At 70.1% G+C, this 17659-nt stretch carries 14 protein-coding genes; 10 read left to right on the forward strand and 4 right to left on the reverse strand.

What is annotated here, in order from left to right; all coding sequences use genetic code 11:
• The first annotated feature begins 3 nt into the window (after positions 1–3).
• A complete protein-coding gene (locus tag ABZ953_RS21225; RefSeq protein ID WP_361726077.1) occupies positions 4–1548 on the forward strand; it encodes an MFS transporter in 1545 nt (514 codons plus the stop codon).
• Between the two features lie 94 nt (positions 1549–1642).
• Here ABZ953_RS21225 and ABZ953_RS21230 read toward each other — a convergent pair whose 3' ends face one another.
• On the reverse strand, positions 1643–2896 hold the full coding sequence (locus ABZ953_RS21230; protein ID WP_361726080.1) for an extracellular solute-binding protein: 1254 nt from the start codon (positions 2894–2896) through the stop codon (positions 1643–1645).
• A gap of 172 nt (positions 2897–3068) precedes the next feature.
• Between ABZ953_RS21230 and ABZ953_RS21235 the strand changes: the two genes are divergently transcribed.
• From ABZ953_RS21235 to ABZ953_RS21255, 5 genes are all read left to right on the forward strand, one after another.
• Positions 3069–3758, forward strand: coding sequence for a TetR family transcriptional regulator (locus ABZ953_RS21235; RefSeq protein ID WP_361726083.1), 690 nt, complete (start codon positions 3069–3071; stop codon positions 3756–3758).
• Between the two features lie 195 nt (positions 3759–3953).
• Positions 3954–4715, forward strand: a complete 762-nt coding sequence (locus ABZ953_RS21240; RefSeq protein WP_361726495.1) for a DeoR/GlpR family DNA-binding transcription regulator — start codon at positions 3954–3956, stop codon at positions 4713–4715.
• A 53-nt stretch (positions 4716–4768) separates the two neighbouring features.
• Positions 4769–5716, forward strand: coding sequence for a 1-phosphofructokinase (gene pfkB / locus ABZ953_RS21245; protein WP_361726497.1), 948 nt, complete (start codon positions 4769–4771; stop codon positions 5714–5716).
• A gap of 67 nt (positions 5717–5783) precedes the next feature.
• The gene (locus tag ABZ953_RS21250; RefSeq protein ID WP_361726086.1) at positions 5784–7886 is read left to right on the forward strand and encodes a fructose-specific PTS transporter subunit EIIC; all 2103 of its coding nucleotides are present in this window, start codon (positions 5784–5786) and stop codon (positions 7884–7886) included.
• A 152-nt stretch (positions 7887–8038) separates the two neighbouring features.
• Positions 8039–8302 (forward strand): hypothetical protein, encoded by a 264-nt coding sequence (locus tag ABZ953_RS21255; protein WP_361726089.1) that lies wholly within the window; start codon positions 8039–8041, stop codon positions 8300–8302.
• Between the two features lie 107 nt (positions 8303–8409).
• On the opposite strand, the gene ABZ953_RS21260 is transcribed toward ABZ953_RS21255, so the two are convergent.
• From ABZ953_RS21260 to ABZ953_RS21270, 3 genes are all read right to left on the reverse strand, one after another.
• The gene (locus ABZ953_RS21260) at positions 8410–9192 is read right to left on the reverse strand and encodes a DUF6227 family protein (RefSeq protein WP_361726092.1); all 783 of its coding nucleotides are present in this window, start codon (positions 9190–9192) and stop codon (positions 8410–8412) included.
• 137 nt (positions 9193–9329) lie between these two features.
• A complete protein-coding gene (locus tag ABZ953_RS21265; RefSeq protein ID WP_361726095.1) occupies positions 9330–10544 on the reverse strand; it encodes an Ig-like domain-containing protein in 1215 nt (404 codons plus the stop codon).
• Positions 10545–10705: 161 nt separating this feature from the next.
• Positions 10706–11812, reverse strand: a complete 1107-nt coding sequence (locus tag ABZ953_RS21270) for a P1 family peptidase (protein ID WP_361726098.1) — start codon at positions 11810–11812, stop codon at positions 10706–10708.
• 146 nt (positions 11813–11958) lie between these two features.
• Here ABZ953_RS21270 and ABZ953_RS21275 point away from each other — a divergent pair, with 146 nt between their 5' ends.
• From ABZ953_RS21275 to pflA, 4 genes are all read left to right on the forward strand, one after another.
• Positions 11959–12573: a nitrite reductase (NAD(P)H) small subunit gene (locus tag ABZ953_RS21275; protein ID WP_361726101.1), complete on the forward strand. Its 615-nt coding sequence runs from the start codon at positions 11959–11961 to the stop codon at positions 12571–12573.
• Positions 12574–12708: 135 nt separating this feature from the next.
• Positions 12709–14142 carry a NarK family nitrate/nitrite MFS transporter gene (locus ABZ953_RS21280; RefSeq protein WP_361726104.1) on the forward strand — a complete coding sequence of 478 codons (1434 nt, stop codon included), beginning with the start codon at positions 12709–12711 and terminating at the stop codon, positions 14140–14142.
• A 296-nt stretch (positions 14143–14438) separates the two neighbouring features.
• On the forward strand, positions 14439–16709 hold the full coding sequence (gene pflB / locus ABZ953_RS21285; protein ID WP_361726107.1) for a formate C-acetyltransferase: 2271 nt from the start codon (positions 14439–14441) through the stop codon (positions 16707–16709).
• A 114-nt stretch (positions 16710–16823) separates the two neighbouring features.
• Positions 16824–17645, forward strand: coding sequence for a pyruvate formate-lyase-activating protein (gene pflA, locus ABZ953_RS21290; RefSeq protein ID WP_361726110.1), 822 nt, complete (start codon positions 16824–16826; stop codon positions 17643–17645).
• The last annotated feature ends 14 nt before the right edge of the window (positions 17646–17659 follow it).

Below are 17659 nucleotides of genomic sequence, written 5' to 3' on the forward strand. Positions count from 1 at the left end.
AGCATGACTTCACCGAGCACCACTTCAGTACCCGGGACGCCGGTGGCCACCGGCGACCGGCGGCGCTGGTTCGCCCTGGCCATCGTGATGACAGCCGCCTTCATGGACCTCGTCGACGTGACGATCGTCAATATCGCGATTCCGTCCATCCAGCGGAACGAGGGCGCAAGCCTCAGCCAGATCCAGTGGATCACCGCGGGCTACGCGCTCGCTTTCGCCGCGGGTCTCATCACCGGCGGGCGGCTCGGTGACATCCACGGCCGCAAGCGGCTCTTCCTCATAGGCATCACCGGATTCACCATCGCCTCCGCGCTCTGCGGCTTCGCGGTGAACCCGGAGATGCTGGTCGCCTCGCGCATCCTCCAGGGCGGCATGGCCGCCATGATGGTGCCGCAGGTCCTCTCGATCGTGCACGCGACCTTCCCGGCGCACGAGCGCGGCAAGGTCTTCGGCCTCTTCGGCATGGTCGTCGGCCTCGGCGCCGTCTCCGGGCCGCTGCTCGGCGCGCTGCTCACCGAGTGGAACATCTTCGGCCTCCAGTGGCGGCCGATCTTCCTCATCAACCTGCCGGTCGGCATCGTCGGTCTGTTGCTCGGCCGCAAGTTCATCGCCGAGTCCAGGGCGCCGAGGGCCCTCAAGCTCGACCTCGTCGGCGTCGTCCTGGTCTCGCTCGGCCTGCTGATGCTGCTCTACCCGCTGACCCGCGGCCGCGAGCTGGACTGGCCGGTTTGGGGGTACGTCATGATGGCGGGCGCCTTCGTCGTCTTCGGCGCCCTCATCGCGTACGAGAAGTGGAAGGCCGCCAAGGACGGTTCGCCGCTGGTGGAGCTCTCGCTGTTCAAGGTGAAGAGCTTCGCGGCGGGCATCGCGGTGCAGACCGTGTTCGGCATCGCGCTCGGCATCTTCTTCCTCGTCTGGACCCTCTACATGCAGGTCGGCCTCGGCTGGACCGCGCTGCGCGCCGGGGTCACCGGCGTACCGTTCTCGATCGCCGTCTCGGCGGCGGCCGGCATCTCCGTGCAGAAGCTCGTGCCCCGCTTCGGCCGCAAGGTGCTGCAAACCGGTGCCCTGACGATGGCCGCGGGTGTGCTCATCTACATCTGGGAGGCCGACCGCTACGGCGCGGACATAACCTCCTGGCAGATGGCGCTGCCGCTCGCGGTGATGGGCATCGGCATGGGCCTGATCGTGGCCCCGATCACCGACGCGGTCCTCTCCGACGTCCCGCAGGAGCACGCCGGTTCGGCCTCCGGCCTCATCAACACCGTGCAGCAGATGGGCAACGCGCTCGGCCTCGGCCTGGTCTCGGTGGCCTTCTTCGGAGTGATCGACGAGCACGTCGCGCCGAACCGCATCCCGGCGGAGTTCGCGGACGGGTTCCAGAACGCGCTGTGGTGGGTGATGGGCGTCCTCGTGGTCATCTTCCTGCTGATGTTCGCGCTGCCCGCGAAGCCGCGGCAGCACGTCGAGGGGGCAGGCCCGGATGAGGGTCCCGTCTCGGGTGGCGACGACGAAATCCCCGTACAGGAACCGGCGTTGACCTCCTGACCGGGAGGCGTGATCCGGGGGCGTGATCGGGGGGCAGGAGGCGTGATCGGGGGGGGCGTATCGGGGTGTACGGCTCGTCGGTCCCGGCCGGGCGTTACAGCTCGGCCTGGGCCGCCGCCGTGTCCAGGGACTCCAGGACGTCCTTCGGGTTGCCGCCCGCGGCGACCGCCTCGCCGATGTGGCGGCGTACGGCGCTCCTGACCTCCGGCCACGAGCCGAGGTTCGTCGGCTGGAACTGCGCCTGCGGCATCTGGTCGATGAAGTCCCACATCGGGCGCTGCTTCGGATCCTTGCGCAGGGCGTCCGACGCCGAGCTCGTCACCGGCAGGGCGGACTGGCTCCCGCCGTACTCCAGGGCGGACTTGCGGCCGTACAGGTAGCTCAGGAACGTGCCGCACTGTTCGCGCCGCCCGTTCCGTTTGAACGCCATCAGCCAGTCGTTGAGTCCCACGGGCGGTGCGGCGCCGCCGAGCTTCTTGGGGAACGGGGCGTGCGCGTACGGGAACTTGGCCTGGTCGGCGGCGCCCATCAGGACCGGATGCGCGATCATCATGCCGATCTTGCCGCGCAGGAACTGGGCGTACGCGTCCGTCCTCGTCAGCGCCTTCGGGTCGGCGCCCGCAAGGCCCGGCCGTACGAGGTGGTCGCGCAGCCAGGTGAGGGTGTCGATGTTGCTGGGGTTGGCGAAGTCGTAGCCCATGAGACCGGCGTAGCCGCCGCCGTCCGCGAGCAGCCAGGCGAGCACCTCGTCCTCGGCGGCCTCCGGGCCCAGCTGCAGGCCGTAGGGGGTGGGCACGCCGATCGCCTGCAACGCCTTGGCGGCGTCCCGCAGTTCGGCCCAGGAGCGGGGGGCCTCGATACGGGCCTGTTTGAAGAGGGCCTGGTTGTAGAAGAGACGCGGGGTGCTGGCGAGGAAGGGCAGGCCGTACTGGACGCGGTCGACCATGCCCGCCTCCGCGTAGGAGCGGAGGAAGTCGCCCTCGGTGCGGACGTCGAAGAGGTCGGACGCGCCGTAGAGCTTGTTCTCATAGGCGTAGGGCGCGAAGAAGTTGGACTGGGCGATGTCGGGGGCGTCGCCGTCCTTCACGCGCCGGGCCAGGGTCCGGTCGAGCTTGGCGAACGGGATGCGTTCGAGGTCGACCTTGATGTCCGGGTGGGCCTTCTCGAAGGCGGCGATGAGACTGCCCCACTGGTCGCCGATCGAGGAGCCCACGCTCTTGTCGTAGCTGGCCACGAGGAGTTTGAGTGGGGTGTCGGTCTCCGCTGAACAGGCGCTGAGGCCGCCGGCGCCGAGCGCGGTGGCGCCGGTGAGACCGGCCGCGTGGAGAAGGAACTGCCGACGACGCACCGCTGATTGCCACCCTTTGTCCGCACTGCCTGTGCTGCCTGTGCTGCCTGCGCTGTCTGTGCTGCCTGCACTGTCTGCGCTGCTTGCTTGCGCCATTACGGTGGCAGATTCTGCCATACAGGCATTACGTGCCTCCGTGGCCCTATGTGGAGACTGACATAGCCTGCCTGGCATGCCTGATATGCCTGAGGTGGCGCCCGACGTGCCTGACGTGCCTGACGTGTCTGACGTGCCCGCGAGTTCGCTGACGGAGCGACGTAAGACCGAGACTCGCCTGGACATCGCCCGCACCGCGGCGGCGCTCTTCGTCGCCGACGGGCTGCGGGCCACCCGCGCCGAGGACATCGCCCGCGCGGCCGGTGTCGCGCCGCGCACCTTCTACCGCTACTTCGCCACCAAGGAGGAATCAGTCGCGCCGCTTTTCGCGGCGGGTGCGCAGCAGTGGGCCGAGGCGGTGCGCCGGGCGCCCGCGGACCTGCCGATGTCGGACGCGCTGCGGCACGCGGTCACGCACGCCCTCGCGGCCGAGACCGCCGCGGCGGTGGCGTCCCTGGACTGGGTGCGCGCGCTGCTGCGCATGTCGGCGGAGAGCGCGGCGCTGCGCTCGGTGTGGGCGGACGCGTGCCACGCCTCGGAGCAGACGCTGCTCGCGATCCTCGCGGAACGGTCGGGGGCCGGGTCGCCGGACGGGGCCGCCGGGTCGCCGCTGGAGTCTCGCATGGCGGCGGGCATCGCGAGTGCGGCGGTGCGGGTCGCGGTGGAGACCTGGGCGGTGGGGTCGGCTCCGGCGCGGGGCGCCGAGGGCCCGGCCGCGCTCGCGGAGCGGTGTCTGGATGAGCTCGGAGAGTTCCGCTGGCCGTAGGCGTAGGGCGTAGACCGTAGGGCCTGGTCCCCGGCAGGCGTGGGGCCAGGGGGTCCAAGGTCTAAGGGGATCCGAGGTGCGGCACTAAAGTCCGTTTGTGTCTGAGGGGTGCCCGAACCTGTTTACTTTCCGGAAGTTCGACCGTACTCTGCGAGTGAAACCACAGACTCGGGCATGCGGCGGAGGCAGACGGACATGTACGCACCGGAGCGGCAGCAGGAGATCCTGCGGCTGGCGCGGGACGGCGGGCGGGTCGACGTGCTGTCGCTGGCCGAGGAGTTCCAGGTGACCGCCGAGACCATCCGGCGCGACCTCAAGGCGCTCGACCGCGCCGGACTCGTGCGCCGCGTGCACGGCGGGGCCATCCCGGCCGGGCGGCTCGACTTCGAGCCGGACCTCGCCGAGCGCGAGGGCACCGCCGCCGACCAGAAGGACCGCATCGCCCGCGCCGCCCTCGCCGAACTGCCCGCCGAGGGCAGCGTCATCCTCGACGCCGGGTCCACCGTCGCGCGGCTCGCGGCGGCGCTCCCGCTGGAGTCGACGCTCACCGTCGTCACGCACGGGCTGCCCACCGCCGCCCGCCTCGCCGACCACCCCGGCATCCAGCTCCACCTCATCGGCGGCCGGGTCCGGCAGCGCACCCGCGCGGCGGTGGACGCGTGGGCCCTGCGGGCGTACGGCGAGATCCGCGCCGACGTCCTCTTCCTCGCCGCCAACGGCTTCTCGGCGGAGGGCGGCCTCACCACCCCCGACCTCGCCGAGGCCGCCGTGAAGCGCGCGGCCGTGGCCGCGGCCCGCCGCGTCGTGCTGCTCGCTGACTCCGTCAAGCACGGCCAGGAGCACTTCGCCCGTTTCGGCGACCTCGCCGACGTGGACCTGCTGATCACCGACACGGGTCTCGACCCCGACGACGCCACCGCCATCGAGGCCGCAGGCACGGAAGTAGTACGCGCATGACCACGGAACCAGCAGCCGGTACGCGCATGACCACGGAAGCAGCCGGAACACGCATGATCCTCACCGTCACCCCCAACCCCTCCCTCGACCGCACCTACGAGGTGCCCTCGCTCGACCGCGGCGAGGTCGTCCGCGCCACCGGCGACCGCATGGACCCGGGCGGCAAGGGCGTCAACGTCTCGCGGGCCGTCGCGGCGGCGGGCGTGCGGACGGTCGCCGTGCTGCCGTTGGGCGGCGCGCCCGGCGCGCTCGTCGCCCGACTCCTCGACGAGCAGGGCATCGAGGTCGCCCCGGTGCCGGTGTCCGGACAGACCCGTTCCAACATCGCGGTCGCCGAGCCCGACGGCACCCTCACCAAGATCAACGCACCCGGCCCCGAACTCTCCGACCAGGAACGGGAGCTGCTGCTCACCACCGTCGGCGAGCGGTCGCAGGGCGCCGACTGGATCGCCTGCTGCGGCAGCCTGCCGCGCGGCCTGCGCCCCTCCTGGTACGCGGAGCTGGTGGCCCGCGCGCACGAGGCGGGCGCCCGGATCGCCCTGGACACCTCGGGGCCCGCGCTGCTCGCCGCGCTCGCCGAACGCCCCGACGTCGTCAAGCCCAACGCCGGTGAACTCGCCGAGGCCGTGGGCCGCCCCCTCAGGACGGTCGGCGACGCGGTCGAGGCCGCGCGGGAGCTGCGGGCGGCGGGCGCGCGTGCGGTCCTCGCCAGCCTCGGTGCCGACGGGCAGCTACTGGTCGACGCGTCGGGCGCGTACTTCGCGAGCGCCCCCGTCGACGCCGTGCGCAGCAACGTCGGCGCCGGTGACTCCTCCCTGGCCGGTTTCCTCGTCGCGGGCGGCTCCGGCCCCCGCGCACTCGCCTCGGCCGTGGCGCACGGCGCCGCCGCGGTCCAGCTGCCCGGCAGCGTGATGCCCACCCCGGCGGACCTCGCGCCGGAGGCGGTCACCGTGACGGACGAGGTCCCGCTGGACCGCGTACTGACGGAGCCCGCGGCATGATGCCCCCTGCCACCGTCCCCCCAGCAGCCCCCGCCCGCCGGGCGATACGCGTGCGAAGGAGCCCGCGATGAGCGAGATGATCACTGCGGACCTGGTCGACCTCGAACTCGACCGGTCCGCAGCAACCGAGGAAGCCACGGCAACCAAGGAAGCCGCAGTGCGTTCCCTCGCCGAGCGCATGGTGGCTCTCGGGCGCGTGACGGATCTGAACGGCTTCCTCGACGACGTGGCCGCGCGCGAGGCGCAGATGCCGACCGGCCTGGACGGCGGCATCGGCATCCCGCACTGCCGCAGCGCGCACGTCACTGAGCCGACCCTCGCCTTCGGCCGCTCGGCACGGGGCATCGACTTCGGCGCGCCGGACGGCCCCGCCGACCTGATCTTCCTGATCGCCGCCCCGGCGGGCGCGGACGACGCCCACCTGACGATTCTGTCGTCGCTGGCACGGCAGTTGATGGACGGGGAGTTCACGGGCGCGCTGCGGTCCGCCTCGACGGCGGCGGAGGCGGCGGCCCTGATCAGGGGCGAGGAACGGGCGGCCGATGCCCCCGACACCGATGCCCCCGGCACCGAAGCCCCCGGCACCGAAGCCCCCGACACCGATGCCCCCGACACCGAAGCCCCCGGCACCGAAGCCCCCGGCGCGGCCGAGCCGTTCCGGATCGTCGCGGTCACCTCCTGCCCCACGGGTATCGCCCACACCTACATGGCGGCCGAGTCCCTGGAGAACGCGGCCCGCGACGCAGGCGTAGAACTGACCGTGGAGACGCAGGGGTCGGCCGGTTTCACCCGCCTCGACCCGGCGGTGATCGCCGCCGCGGATGCCGTGGTCTTCGCCCACGATGTCCCCGTACGCGACAAGCCCCGTTTCGCGGGCAAGCCCACCGTCGACGTAGGAGTGAAGGCAGGCATCAACCGCCCCGCCGAACTCATCGCCGAAGCCAGGGAGAAGGCGGCCCCCGGCGAAACCGTCACCCCCGCGGGCCCCACGCCGGTGGATGGCGCGGGGGACGAGAGTGACGGTTATGGCACCAAGCTCCGCAAGTGGTTGATGTCTGGTGTGAGCTATATGGTGCCGTTTGTCGCGGCAGGGGGCCTGCTCATCGCCCTCGGCTTCGCCATCGGCGGCTGGAAGATCGACAAGGCGCCGTCCGTCGCCGAGCACTTCATCTGGACGGACCACACCAGCTGGGCCGCGCTGCTGTTCCAGATCGGTGGCCTCGCCTTCGCCTTCCTGGTCCCGGTCCTCGCGGGCTACATCGCGTACGGCATGGCCGACCGGCCGGGTCTGGTCCCCGGCTTCGTCGGCGGTTCGGTCGCCGTCACCATCAACGCGGGCTTCCTCGGCGGTCTCGCCGCGGGCCTGCTCGCGGGCGCCGTCGTCATGGGGATCCAACGGGTCCGCATCCCGGCCGTGTTGCGCGGCATCATGCCGGTGGTGGTGATCCCGCTGATCTCCTCGGCGGTGGTCGGCTTCCTGATGTTCCTCGTCGTCGGCAAGCCCATCGCCTCCTTGCAGAGCGCGTTGACCGACTGGCTGGAGGGCCTCTCCGGAGCCAACGCGATCATCCTCGGCGTCATCCTCGGCCTGATGATGTGCTTCGACCTCGGCGGCCCGCTCAACAAGGTGGCCTACGCCTTCGCGATCGGCGGCCTCACCCATCCGACCGACGGAAGCCTCAAGGTGATGGCCGCGACGATGGCGGCCGGTATGGTCCCGCCGCTCGCCATGGCACTCGCCACGACGGTCCGCGGACGCCTCTTCACCAAGACCGAGCGGGAGAACGGCAAGGCGGCCTGGTTCCTCGGCGCCTCCTTCATCACGGAGGGCGCGATTCCGTTCGCCGCCGCCGACCCGCTGCGCGTCATTCCCGCGTCCATGGCGGGCGGCGCGGTCACCGGCGCCCTGTCGATGGCCTTCGGCTGCACCCTGCGCGCTCCGCACGGCGGCGTCTTCGTGGTCCCGCTGATCGGTCAGCCGCTCCTCTACCTCGTCGCGATCGCGGCCGGTGTCGGCGTCTCGACGGTCGTGGTGGTCCTGCTCAAGGGCGCCAGGAAGACGGCGCCTTCGGGCGGGGCCGAGGAAGTGGCCGCGGACGACGCGTCGACGGCCGATGTGTCCGTTGTGGCCGATGTGGCTGAAAACAAGCGGGCGTCGGCGGCGGTCTGAACGCCCGGCCGCGTGGCCGTATGTGAGGGCGGAGAAGGCGGAGAAGGGGATAAAAGGGTTGAGGGCCCGGAGTGTGCGAGTTGCGTCACTTCGGGACCTAAGTCCTGATCTCCCCTGTCGAAAGCCCCCGGTCCTGTTGTCTACTGGGCCGCATGTTCCAGGATGTATCGATCGTTCAGCAGATAGGCGTGGCCGGGCTGGCCTTGGCGACCGCCGTCTGGGCCGTCGGCCTGGTGCGGGTGATGCGCAGGGACCGCTTCGGCGCGGAGAGTGCGGAGGGGTGGCGCCAGACGCAGGCGCTCCGCGCGCTGCCCGCCCAGCAGGGCCCTCCGCGGGCGGAGACCGTGGAGCTCACGGCGGACGAGCGGGACGCCTTCGCCGGTCTCGTACGACAGTTCGGCGACGGTCGTTCCTGACCCCGCTGTTCCGTGCAGAGGGGCTTACTGAGGGTCTTGTCGCTCAGCCTTGGCCCCGTCAGCCCTGGCCCCGTCATTCCTGGCCCCGCCCGTCACTCCTGGGCCCGTCAGCCCTGCGCCCGGCTGCCCCGGCTCCGCATCCACTCCTGGGCCCTGCGCTCCATCGCGGCGCGGGCCGCCTCCTCGGTGTCGTACACCTCGCACATGTGGCGCCCGTCGGGCGTGAGCGTGTGCTCGACCTCCCACAGGCTCCTCTCGCCGCCGTCGAAGAGCAGGAACGCGTGCTCGTAGAGCGAGAAGCACATGCGGATCTCGCCGGCCAGGCAGGGGCGGCCGAAGGCCTGGGTGATCTGGTGCGCGAACGCCGAACGCAGCAGACGCACCACGCTCCTGCCCGGAGCGTCGCCGTCCGGGTTCTCCGCGCGGCGCAGCAGTCGGCGCGCGTGGTCCGCGGAGTCGTCGGGGGCGTACACGTGCCGGGGCTCGGAGTCGGCCGGGAGCTGGAGCATGACGGGGCGGCCGCACGCGGGTGTGTCGGGCGGCAGCGGCAGCCGTGAGGTGGCGACACCCGCCTCCTCCTCGTCGGCGTAGATCTCGTGCGTCGGGGCGCTGCCCGGCGCGGTGTTGTGGACGAGCTCCCAGAGCGTGAGCACGGTGGCGTCCGCGAGCAGCCAGGTGTGTCTGTACGTCTCGCGGTGCAGGCCCGAGCTGTGATGGGCGGAGTGCAGGGAACTGTCGTGGGCGAGGGCCGAGTCGAGACGGGCCATCACCTCGTCCGGCAGATCGAAGGAGTTCAGGGCGCGGCCGAGGAGTCGCTCGAGATGCTCCTCCGGGGAGTGCGGCTCGGGCGACTCGGGTGGCTCGTACGCGGTGTCGTACGGAACGCTCAAGGTTCTTCTCCCGGCGTTGCTACATGTCACCTGGTGAGTGCATACCGTAGCCCCTGGGTCCGACATCATGTCCGGGAACCGGAAAACGCGCGAGCCACGCGGGAAGTTCCCGCGTGGCTCGCTCAGTTGGTGGTGCGTCAGCTCGCGCTGCCCGCCGTCCACTCGCTCCAGGACATGTTCCAGCCGTTGAGGCCGTTGTCCGGGGAGACGGTCTTGTCGGGGGAGCCCTTGACCGTCACGACGTCGCCGATCAGGGAGTTGTTGAAGAACCAGGCGCCCTGCGTGTTCGGGTCGCCGGCGCCGCGTGCGTCCTGCAGGCCGACGCAGCCGTGGCTGGTGTTGGCGCTGCCGAAGATCGAGGGCGAGCCCCAGTAGTTGCCGTGGATGAAGGTGCCCGACGAGGACAGGCGCATGGCGTGCGGCACGTCCTTGATGTCGTACTCCCCGCCGAAGCCGACCGTGTCGCCGTTCATCCGGGTCTGGGTGAACTTCTCCGAAATGACCATCTTGCCGTTGTACGTCGGGTTCGACGGGCTGCCCGCGGAGATCGGGACGGACTTGATGACCTTGCCGTCGCGCTCGACCGTCATCTTCTTGGCCTGCACGTCGACCGTGGAGACCTGGGCGCGGCCGACGGTGAAGGTGACCGTCTTGTTCTGCACGCCGGTGGCGCCCTCCGCGCCCTTCACGCCGTCCAGGTTGATCTTCATCGTGACCTTGGAGCCGGCCTTCCAGTAGTCCTCGGGCCGGAAGTCCAGGCGCTGGTTGCCGAACCAGTGGCCCACGATCTTCTGGCCGGTGCTGGACGTGACCGTGATGTGCGACTGGACGTCCTTCTTCGCCGTGATCGCCTTGTCGAAGTTGAAGGAGACCGGCATGCCGACACCGACCGTGGCGCCGCCGTCCGGCGTGTAGGTGCCGATGAAACTGTTGGCCGAGGAGACCGTGGAGAACGTCGCGTTCTCGGTCGCCGCGTTGCCCTTGCCGTCCTTGGCGTTGGCGGTCACCTTGTACTTCGTGCCGCGCTCGAGCTGGGACTTGGGCTTCCAGCTCAGGCCGTCACCGGAGATGGTGCCCTCGACCGCCGTGCCGGACGTCACCGACGTCATCTTCACGCTGGTCAGCTTGCCGTCCTTGACCTTGACGCCGGTGGCGTTGATCGAGGCGTCGGTGGCGCCGTCCTTGGACGAGATGGTGATGTCCGCGCCCTTGGCGGCCGAGCCGCCGTTCTTGTCGTCCTTGGCGTCCGCGTCACCTCCGCAGGCCGACAGGGTCAGCGCGCCCACGGCGGCGAGCGCGGTGGCGGCCAGCAGGGCACGGCGCCGGGGGTTGACTATGACCGACCTTGTCACGGGCTGCTCCAAGTACGTGTTCTGAATTCAGTACGAGTAATCCAGTACGAGTGAAGAGCGCCTGCGCGTGCCCGGAGGTTCCCGCCGACCGGTGTGAGTGTGGGCACATCCATGGCCCAACGGCAGTGCCATGGAGGCGATTTGACCGTCTTGATACGTTTCTACTGGTTACCGTAGAGATCGAGATACGCGGGGAAGGAGCCGCCCGGCGTCTTCACCGAGTCCGCCGCCAGCATCGCCCGCACGATCGCGGCCGTCACGGCGTCCGCGCCCGCGGCGAGGATCTCGTTGAGGGCGAGCGGGCGGTCGGCGGCCAGGGTGTGTCCGCCGGTGGAGAGGGCGAAGACCGTGTCGCCGTCATTGAGGAGATGGACGGGCCGCACCGCGCGCGCCATGCCGTCGTGCGACGTGCCGGCCAGCTTCTGCGCCTGGGCCTTGGTGAGTGTGGCGTCGGTGGCGACCACGGCGAGGGTGGTGTTCAGGGGCGGCGGGCCGTTCTCGGCGGCGGCCTCGGCGAGGCGCCGCTTCGCCTCCTCGTGCTTCTCGGGCGCCGGGTAGTCCACCCGTCGCCCCTCGAAGTACCGCCCGTACAGCACACCCGTCGCCGGATCGACCGCCGAGCCCGCGGCGTTCGCGACGACCAGCGCGGCGACCGTGATCCCCGAGTCGAGGCGGACGCTCGCGCTGCCGACACCGCCTTTGAAGCCGCCGACCACCGCACCGGTGCCCGCGCCGACGCCCCCCTCCTCGACCGGGGCGAACGGCGCGGTGCGCGCGGCGGCCTCGGCGGCCGCCCGGCCGGTCGCCGCGTCGGGCCTGGCCCGGAAGTCGCCGCCCCGGCCCAGGTCGAAGACGCAGGCGGCCGGGACGACGGGGACGACGTGGGAGGGGTCCGGGCCGACCCGCACGCCCCGGCCGCGCTCCTCCAGCCACGCCACCACGCCCGACGCGGAGTCGAGGCCGTACGCGCTGCCGCCGGTGAGGACGACGGCCTCGACGTGCTGCACCAGATTGCGCGGATCAAGGGCATCCGTCTCCCGCGTGCCGGGCCCGCCGCCGCGCACGTCCACGGCGGCGACGGCACCGCCCTCGGATGCGAGAACCACGGTGGTGCCGGTGAGCCACCCGCCCCCGGCCCGCGTGGCGTGCCCGACGCGGAGACCGGCGACATCGGTCAGGGAGCCGGAGGCCGGAGAACCGGAAGCCAGGGAACCGGAGGGGGCAGGGGGCTTGGGGGGCCCGGTGGTGTTCGAGGCATCAGAGGTCATGCGGAAGGCGTACCACGGGGGCGCGGCCACGGGCGTGGTCGCGCGCGGCGGGCCATACGGGCGGTGAGCGTCACCCCCTTCGCGACCATCGCAGCCGTCCGTCCCGGTCCCCGCCACGAGCGCCGCCCAGCTCCTTCACCGAACTGATGGAGAAGCACGGCCTGGGCGGCGAGGACATCGTCGTCGGCAAGCCCGTCGTCGGCAAGCTCTTCCGTCTCGTCGACCGCTTCCTCATGTACTACCTGCGGGCCGGCGAACGGCTGGAGCGCACCGCACCATGGTTCGAGCGCATCGGCGGCCTCGACCACCTCATCTCGGTCCTGATCGACGACTCGCTGGGCATCTGTGCCGAACCGGAGGCCCAGAAGGACCGCCACGCGGCGGCCTACCGGGACGCGTGGCAGGCGGTCCTGGCGGACCCGCAGGCCCTTTCCCGCTTCGAGCAGCAGCTGGCGAAGCCGTCGCCCGAATTCCTGGAGCCGGGCCACGGCCGCGCGGCGGTACTGCCCGACGGCTCGGAGGCAGCCCTGTTCAAGGGCGGCGCGGGGCGGGTCTACGCGGTCGGCAGCCGTGACCCCTTCTCCGGGGCCGACGTGATCGCCCACGGCATCCTCGGCATCCGCGAGGGCCGCCCCGTCGTGGCGTCGCCGATGCACAAGCAGGAGTTCGACCTGCGGACCGGCCGGTGTCTGGACGACCCGTCGTTCACGTCGCCGGCGCACGAGGTCCGATCGGTCCTTGGCCCAGCGGCCGGGGCCTGAAGTCCCGTCACATTCCCGCTGTTTGGCCTGGTCAGCAGGTGCCCTACGCCTCTGCTCGCGGAGCGCCGCGCGCGTGATCGTGGATACGTCAGGCCCCGTAGCAAGGTCGGGACCCTGAGGGAACTGGGAATCAATATGAGATCGCCTGCCGCCCAAGAGACGCGGACCGCGCCCACGGGCACCTCGTACGACCCCGCGCAGTACCGCCCCGGCAAGACCATCACCGACTGGGAGCCGGAGAACGAACTCTTCTGGAAGTCCACCGGCAGGAAGGTCGCCGCGCGCAACCTGTGGATCGCGGTCCCCGCCCTCCTGGTCGCCTTCGTCGTCTGGCAGGTGTGGTCGGTCACCGCGACCAACCTGAAGGACGTCGGCTTCGGCTTCACCACCTCGCAGCTGTTCTGGCTGACGGCAGTGCCGGGCCTGACGGGCGGCACGGCCCGGATCCTCTACACCTTCCTCGGCCCGATGATCGGCCAGCGCCGCTTCACCGCGCTCTCCACGGTCGTTCTGGTCGTCCCGCTGATCTGGCTCGGCATCGCCGTCCAGAACCCCGACACCTCGTACGGCGTGATGATCGCCATCGCGGCCCTCTGCGGCATCGGCGGCGCCAACTTCGCCTCGTCCCTCGCCAACATCGGCTTCTTCTTCCCCAAGAAGGACAAGGGCAACGCCACCGGCGTCAACGGCGGTCTCGGCAACCTCGGTGTCTCCGTCGTCCAGCTGCTCACCCCTATCGTCATCACCAGCTCGGTCATCGCGGTGGGCTCGGCCCAGCACAAGGCCGACGGTTCGTCGATCTGGCTGCAGAACGCGGCGTTCCTGTGGGTGCCGGTCCTGGTGGTCCTGGCGGTCGTCGCCTGGTTCGGACAGAACGACCTCAAGGTCGCGTCCACCCCCTTCAGCCAGCAGAAGATCATCTTCAAGCGCAAGCACAACTGGCTGATGACCTGGCTCTACGTCGGTACGTTCGGCTCCTTCATCGGCTTCGCCGCGGCCCTGCCGATGCTCATCAAGACCACGTTCACCCCGCTCGACGCGGCCTACTCCGCGGCCACGTACGCCTGGATGGGCCCGGCCGTGGGCGCGCTCGCCCGCTGGGCCGGGGGCTGGATCGCGGACAAGATCGGCGGCGCGAGGGTCACCATCATCTCCTTCGTCGGCATGGCGCTCTCGATCATCGGCGTCATCAACTTCCTGCCCTCCGGCGGCGACAGCGGCAATTTCTGGGGTTTCTTCGTCTGCTTCCTCTGCGCGTTCTTCTTCTCGGGCATCGGCAACGGCTCCACGTTCCGCCAGATCCCGGTGATCTTCCGCAACCAGCACCTGAAGGGCCTGACGGAGGGCACGCCCGAGTACGCGAAGGCACTGAAGCAGTCGGAGATGGAATCGGGTGCCGTCACCGGATTCACCTCGGCGATCGCGGCGTACGGCTTCTTCTTCATCCCGGCGATGTTCGCCAACTTCGCGGTCACCAGCGCGATGTGGGGCTTTGTGGGCTTCTACGTCAGTTGCATCGCGGTCGCCTGGTGGTTCTACGCCCGCAAGGGCGCGGAGTCGCCCAGCTGACGCCCTGACGGCGTGCGCGGTCCGGCCCAGGTGGGCCGAGTGCGGGAGCACTCGGCCCGCCCTCTTTTTGTGGCGGGCTACCACGGGATTTCCCGGAAATTCTTGTGAACGGATTCACAAGCGAACTTAGGGCCAAGGTCCTGTAGGAAATGCCTGGTCAGGTGGGGTTTGTTGCTTTTACCTGGCCGAGGAAAGGGACCTTGGGTCCCTGATCGGGGACCATTGCTGACCCTCTGATCGATCAAAGAGGAGTGGAATGGAGACGTACCGGAGAAGCGATACGGAAGGTGCGGGTCATGACTGCCACTCCTGCGGAAACGACAGTGAACGGTAAGGCTTGGGAGGGCTTCAAGGGCGGTCTGTGGCGGGACGCCATCGACGTCCGTGACTTTGTGCAGCAGAACTACACCCCGTACGAAGGAGACGCCTCTTTCCTGGCCGGTGCGACCGAACGCACCACCCAGGCCTGGCAGCAGCTCCTCTCGATGTTCCCCACGGAGATCGAGCGCGGCATTCACGACGTGGACGTGCGGACCCCTTCCCGTATCGACGCCTTCAAGCCCGGATACGTCGATGGCACCGCCGCCGACCACAAGGACCTGATCGTCGGCCTGCAGACGGACGCCCCCCTCAAGCGCGCCATCATGCCCAACGGCGGCTGGCGGATGGTCGAAAGCGCCCTCAACGCCTATGGCTACGAAGCCGACCCCGAGGTCAGGGACGTCTACACGCACCTGCGCAAGACCCACAACGAAGGCGTCTTCGACGCCTACACGCCCGAGATCCGCGCCTGCCGCTCGTCCGGCATCATCACCGGCCTGCCGGACGCCTACGGCCGCGGCCGGATCATCGGCGACTACCGCCGCGTCGCCCTCTATGGCGTCGACCGCCTGATCGCCGCGAAGGAGGCCGACAAGGCCGCCCTCGGTGAGGAGTGGGCGACCGAGGACGTCATCCGCGGGCGCGAGGAGATCTCCGAGCAGATCAAGGCCCTCAAGGAACTGAAGGCCATGGCGATGTCGTACGGCTACGACATCGCGCAGCCGGCCATCACAGGCCGCGAGGCCGTCCAGTGGCTGTACTTCGCCTACCTCGCCGCCGTGAAGGAGCAGAACGGCGCGGCCATGTCGATCGGCCGCATCGACAACTTCCTCGACATCTACCTGCAGCGCGACATCGAGGCGGGCCGCATCACCGAGGCCCAGGCCCAGGAGTTCATCGACGACTTCGTCATCAAGCTCCGCATCGTCCGCTTCCTGCGCACCCCCGAGTACAACGAGGGCTTCTCCGGAGACCCGACCTGGGTCACCTGGTCGATGGCCGGCATCGGCGAGGACGGCCGTCCGCTGGTCTCGCGCACCACCTTCCGCGCCCTGCAGACCCTCTACAACCTCGGCCCGGCTCCCGAGCCCAACCTCACGGTCTTCTGGTCGCAGCGACTGCCGCAGGGCTTCAAGGAGTTCGCCGCGCAGGTCGCCATCGACACCTCGGCCCTCCAGTTCGAGTCGGACGAGCTGATGCGCCCCAAGTACGGGGACGACACCGCGATCGCCTGCTGCGTCTCGGCCATGGCCGTCGGCAAGCAGATGCAGTTCTTCGGCGCCCGTGTGAACGTCGCCAAGGCGCTCCTCTACGCGATCAACGGCGGCCGCGACGAGAAGTCCGGCAAGGCCATCGTCGAGGGCTTCACGCCCATGGAGGGCGACTACCTGGACTACGCGACCGTTGTGCGCGGATACGACGCGATGCTCGACTGGCTCGCCAAGACGTACGTCCACGCGCTCAACGTCATCCACTACATGCACGACAAATACGCCTACGAGCGCATCGAGATGGCGCTGCACGACCAGGAGATCCTGCGCACCATGGCATGCGGCATCGCGGGCCTCTCGGTCGCCGCCGACTCGCTCTCGGCGATCAAGCACGCCAAGGTCAAGGTGGTCCGCGACGAGACGGGCCTCGCCGTCGACTACGAGATCGAGGGCGACTACCCCGCCTACGGCAACAACGACGACCGCGTCGACGACATCGCGCGGCGCATCGTGCACGACTTCATGGCGAAGGTCCGCAAGCACCCCACCTACCGCGACGCGGTGCACACCCAGTCGGTGCTGACCATCACCTCGAACGTCGTCTACGGCAAGAAGACCGGCAACACGCCCGACGGACGCCGGGCGGGCGAGCCGTTCGCCCCCGGGGCCAACCCGATGAACGGCCGCGACGAGCACGGTTACATCGCCTCCGCGATGTCGGTCGCCAAGCTCGACTACGACGACGCCGAGGACGGCATCTCGCTGACCAACACCATCACCCCGGACGCGCTCGGCCGCACCCCCGAGGAGCGGATCGCGAACCTCGCCGGTGTCCTGGACGGCTTCATGGCCAGCGACGGCTTCCACATGAACGTCAACGTCCTCAACCAGGCGACGTTGCAGGACGCCATGGAGCACCCGGAGAACTACCCGCAGCTGACCATCCGGGTCTCCGGATACGCGGTCAACTTCATCCGGCTCACCCGCGACCAGCAGCTCGACGTCATCAACCGCACCTTCCACGGCTCCCTCTGAGCCACCGGCTCCCTCCGGGGAGCCGCCCCTGAACCGCGGCCCCGGGGCCGGGCCCTCACCCCGGCTCCGGGCGCCGCGCACACCACGTACTGCCAGTAGTTCGGGAGTTCCGCCATGGCTGTTCTGCTCAGTACCGACATCCCCGTACGCCCCCGCGGGGCCGACGAGGACGCGGCCACCCCCGCGGCGGCCGCCACCCACCGCCCCGTCACCGGCTCCGTCCACTCCTGGGACCTGTCCACCGGCGTGGACGGACCGGGGTCGCGCTTCGTCACGTTCCTCGCCGGATGCCCGCTGACCTGTCTGTACTGCCACAACCCCGACACCTGGCGGATGCGCGACGGCAAGCGGACCACGGCCGATGAGGTGATCGCCGAGGCCGCCAAGTACACCAGGTTCATCTCCGCGGCCGGGGGAGGAGCCACCATCAGCGGCGGCGAACCGCTCCTGCAGCCCGTCTTCACCGGCGAACTCCTGCACCGCCTCAAGCACGAACTGGGGCTGCACACCGCACTCGACACGTCCGGCTTCCTCGGCGCACGCGCCACCGACGCCCTGCTCCGCGACGCCGACCTGGTCCTGCTCGACATCAAGTCCTGGGACCCCGAGACGTACCAGAAGGTCACCGGGCGGCCCCTGCGGCCCACCCTCGACTTCGCCCACCGCCTGGCCGGCCTCGGCAAGAACGTCTGGGTCCGCTTCGTCCTCGTGCCTGGTCTGACCGACGACCCCTCGAACATCGAGGGCGTCGCCCGCTTCGCCGCCTCGCTCGGCAACGTCTCCCGGGTCGACGTGCTGCCCTTCCACAAGCTGGGCGAGGCGAAGTGGGACGCGCTCGGCAAGGACTTCGCACTGCGCGGCACCCCCTCGCCCTCCCCGGCGCAGGTGGCCGTGGCAAAGGAGATCTTCGCAGCTCAGGGCCTCAAGGCCAGCTGACGCGAGCTGCTCGC

It is taken from the genome of Streptomyces sp. NPDC046465, from assembly GCF_040646035.1.
Classification (GTDB): domain Bacteria; phylum Actinomycetota; class Actinomycetes; order Streptomycetales; family Streptomycetaceae; genus Streptomyces.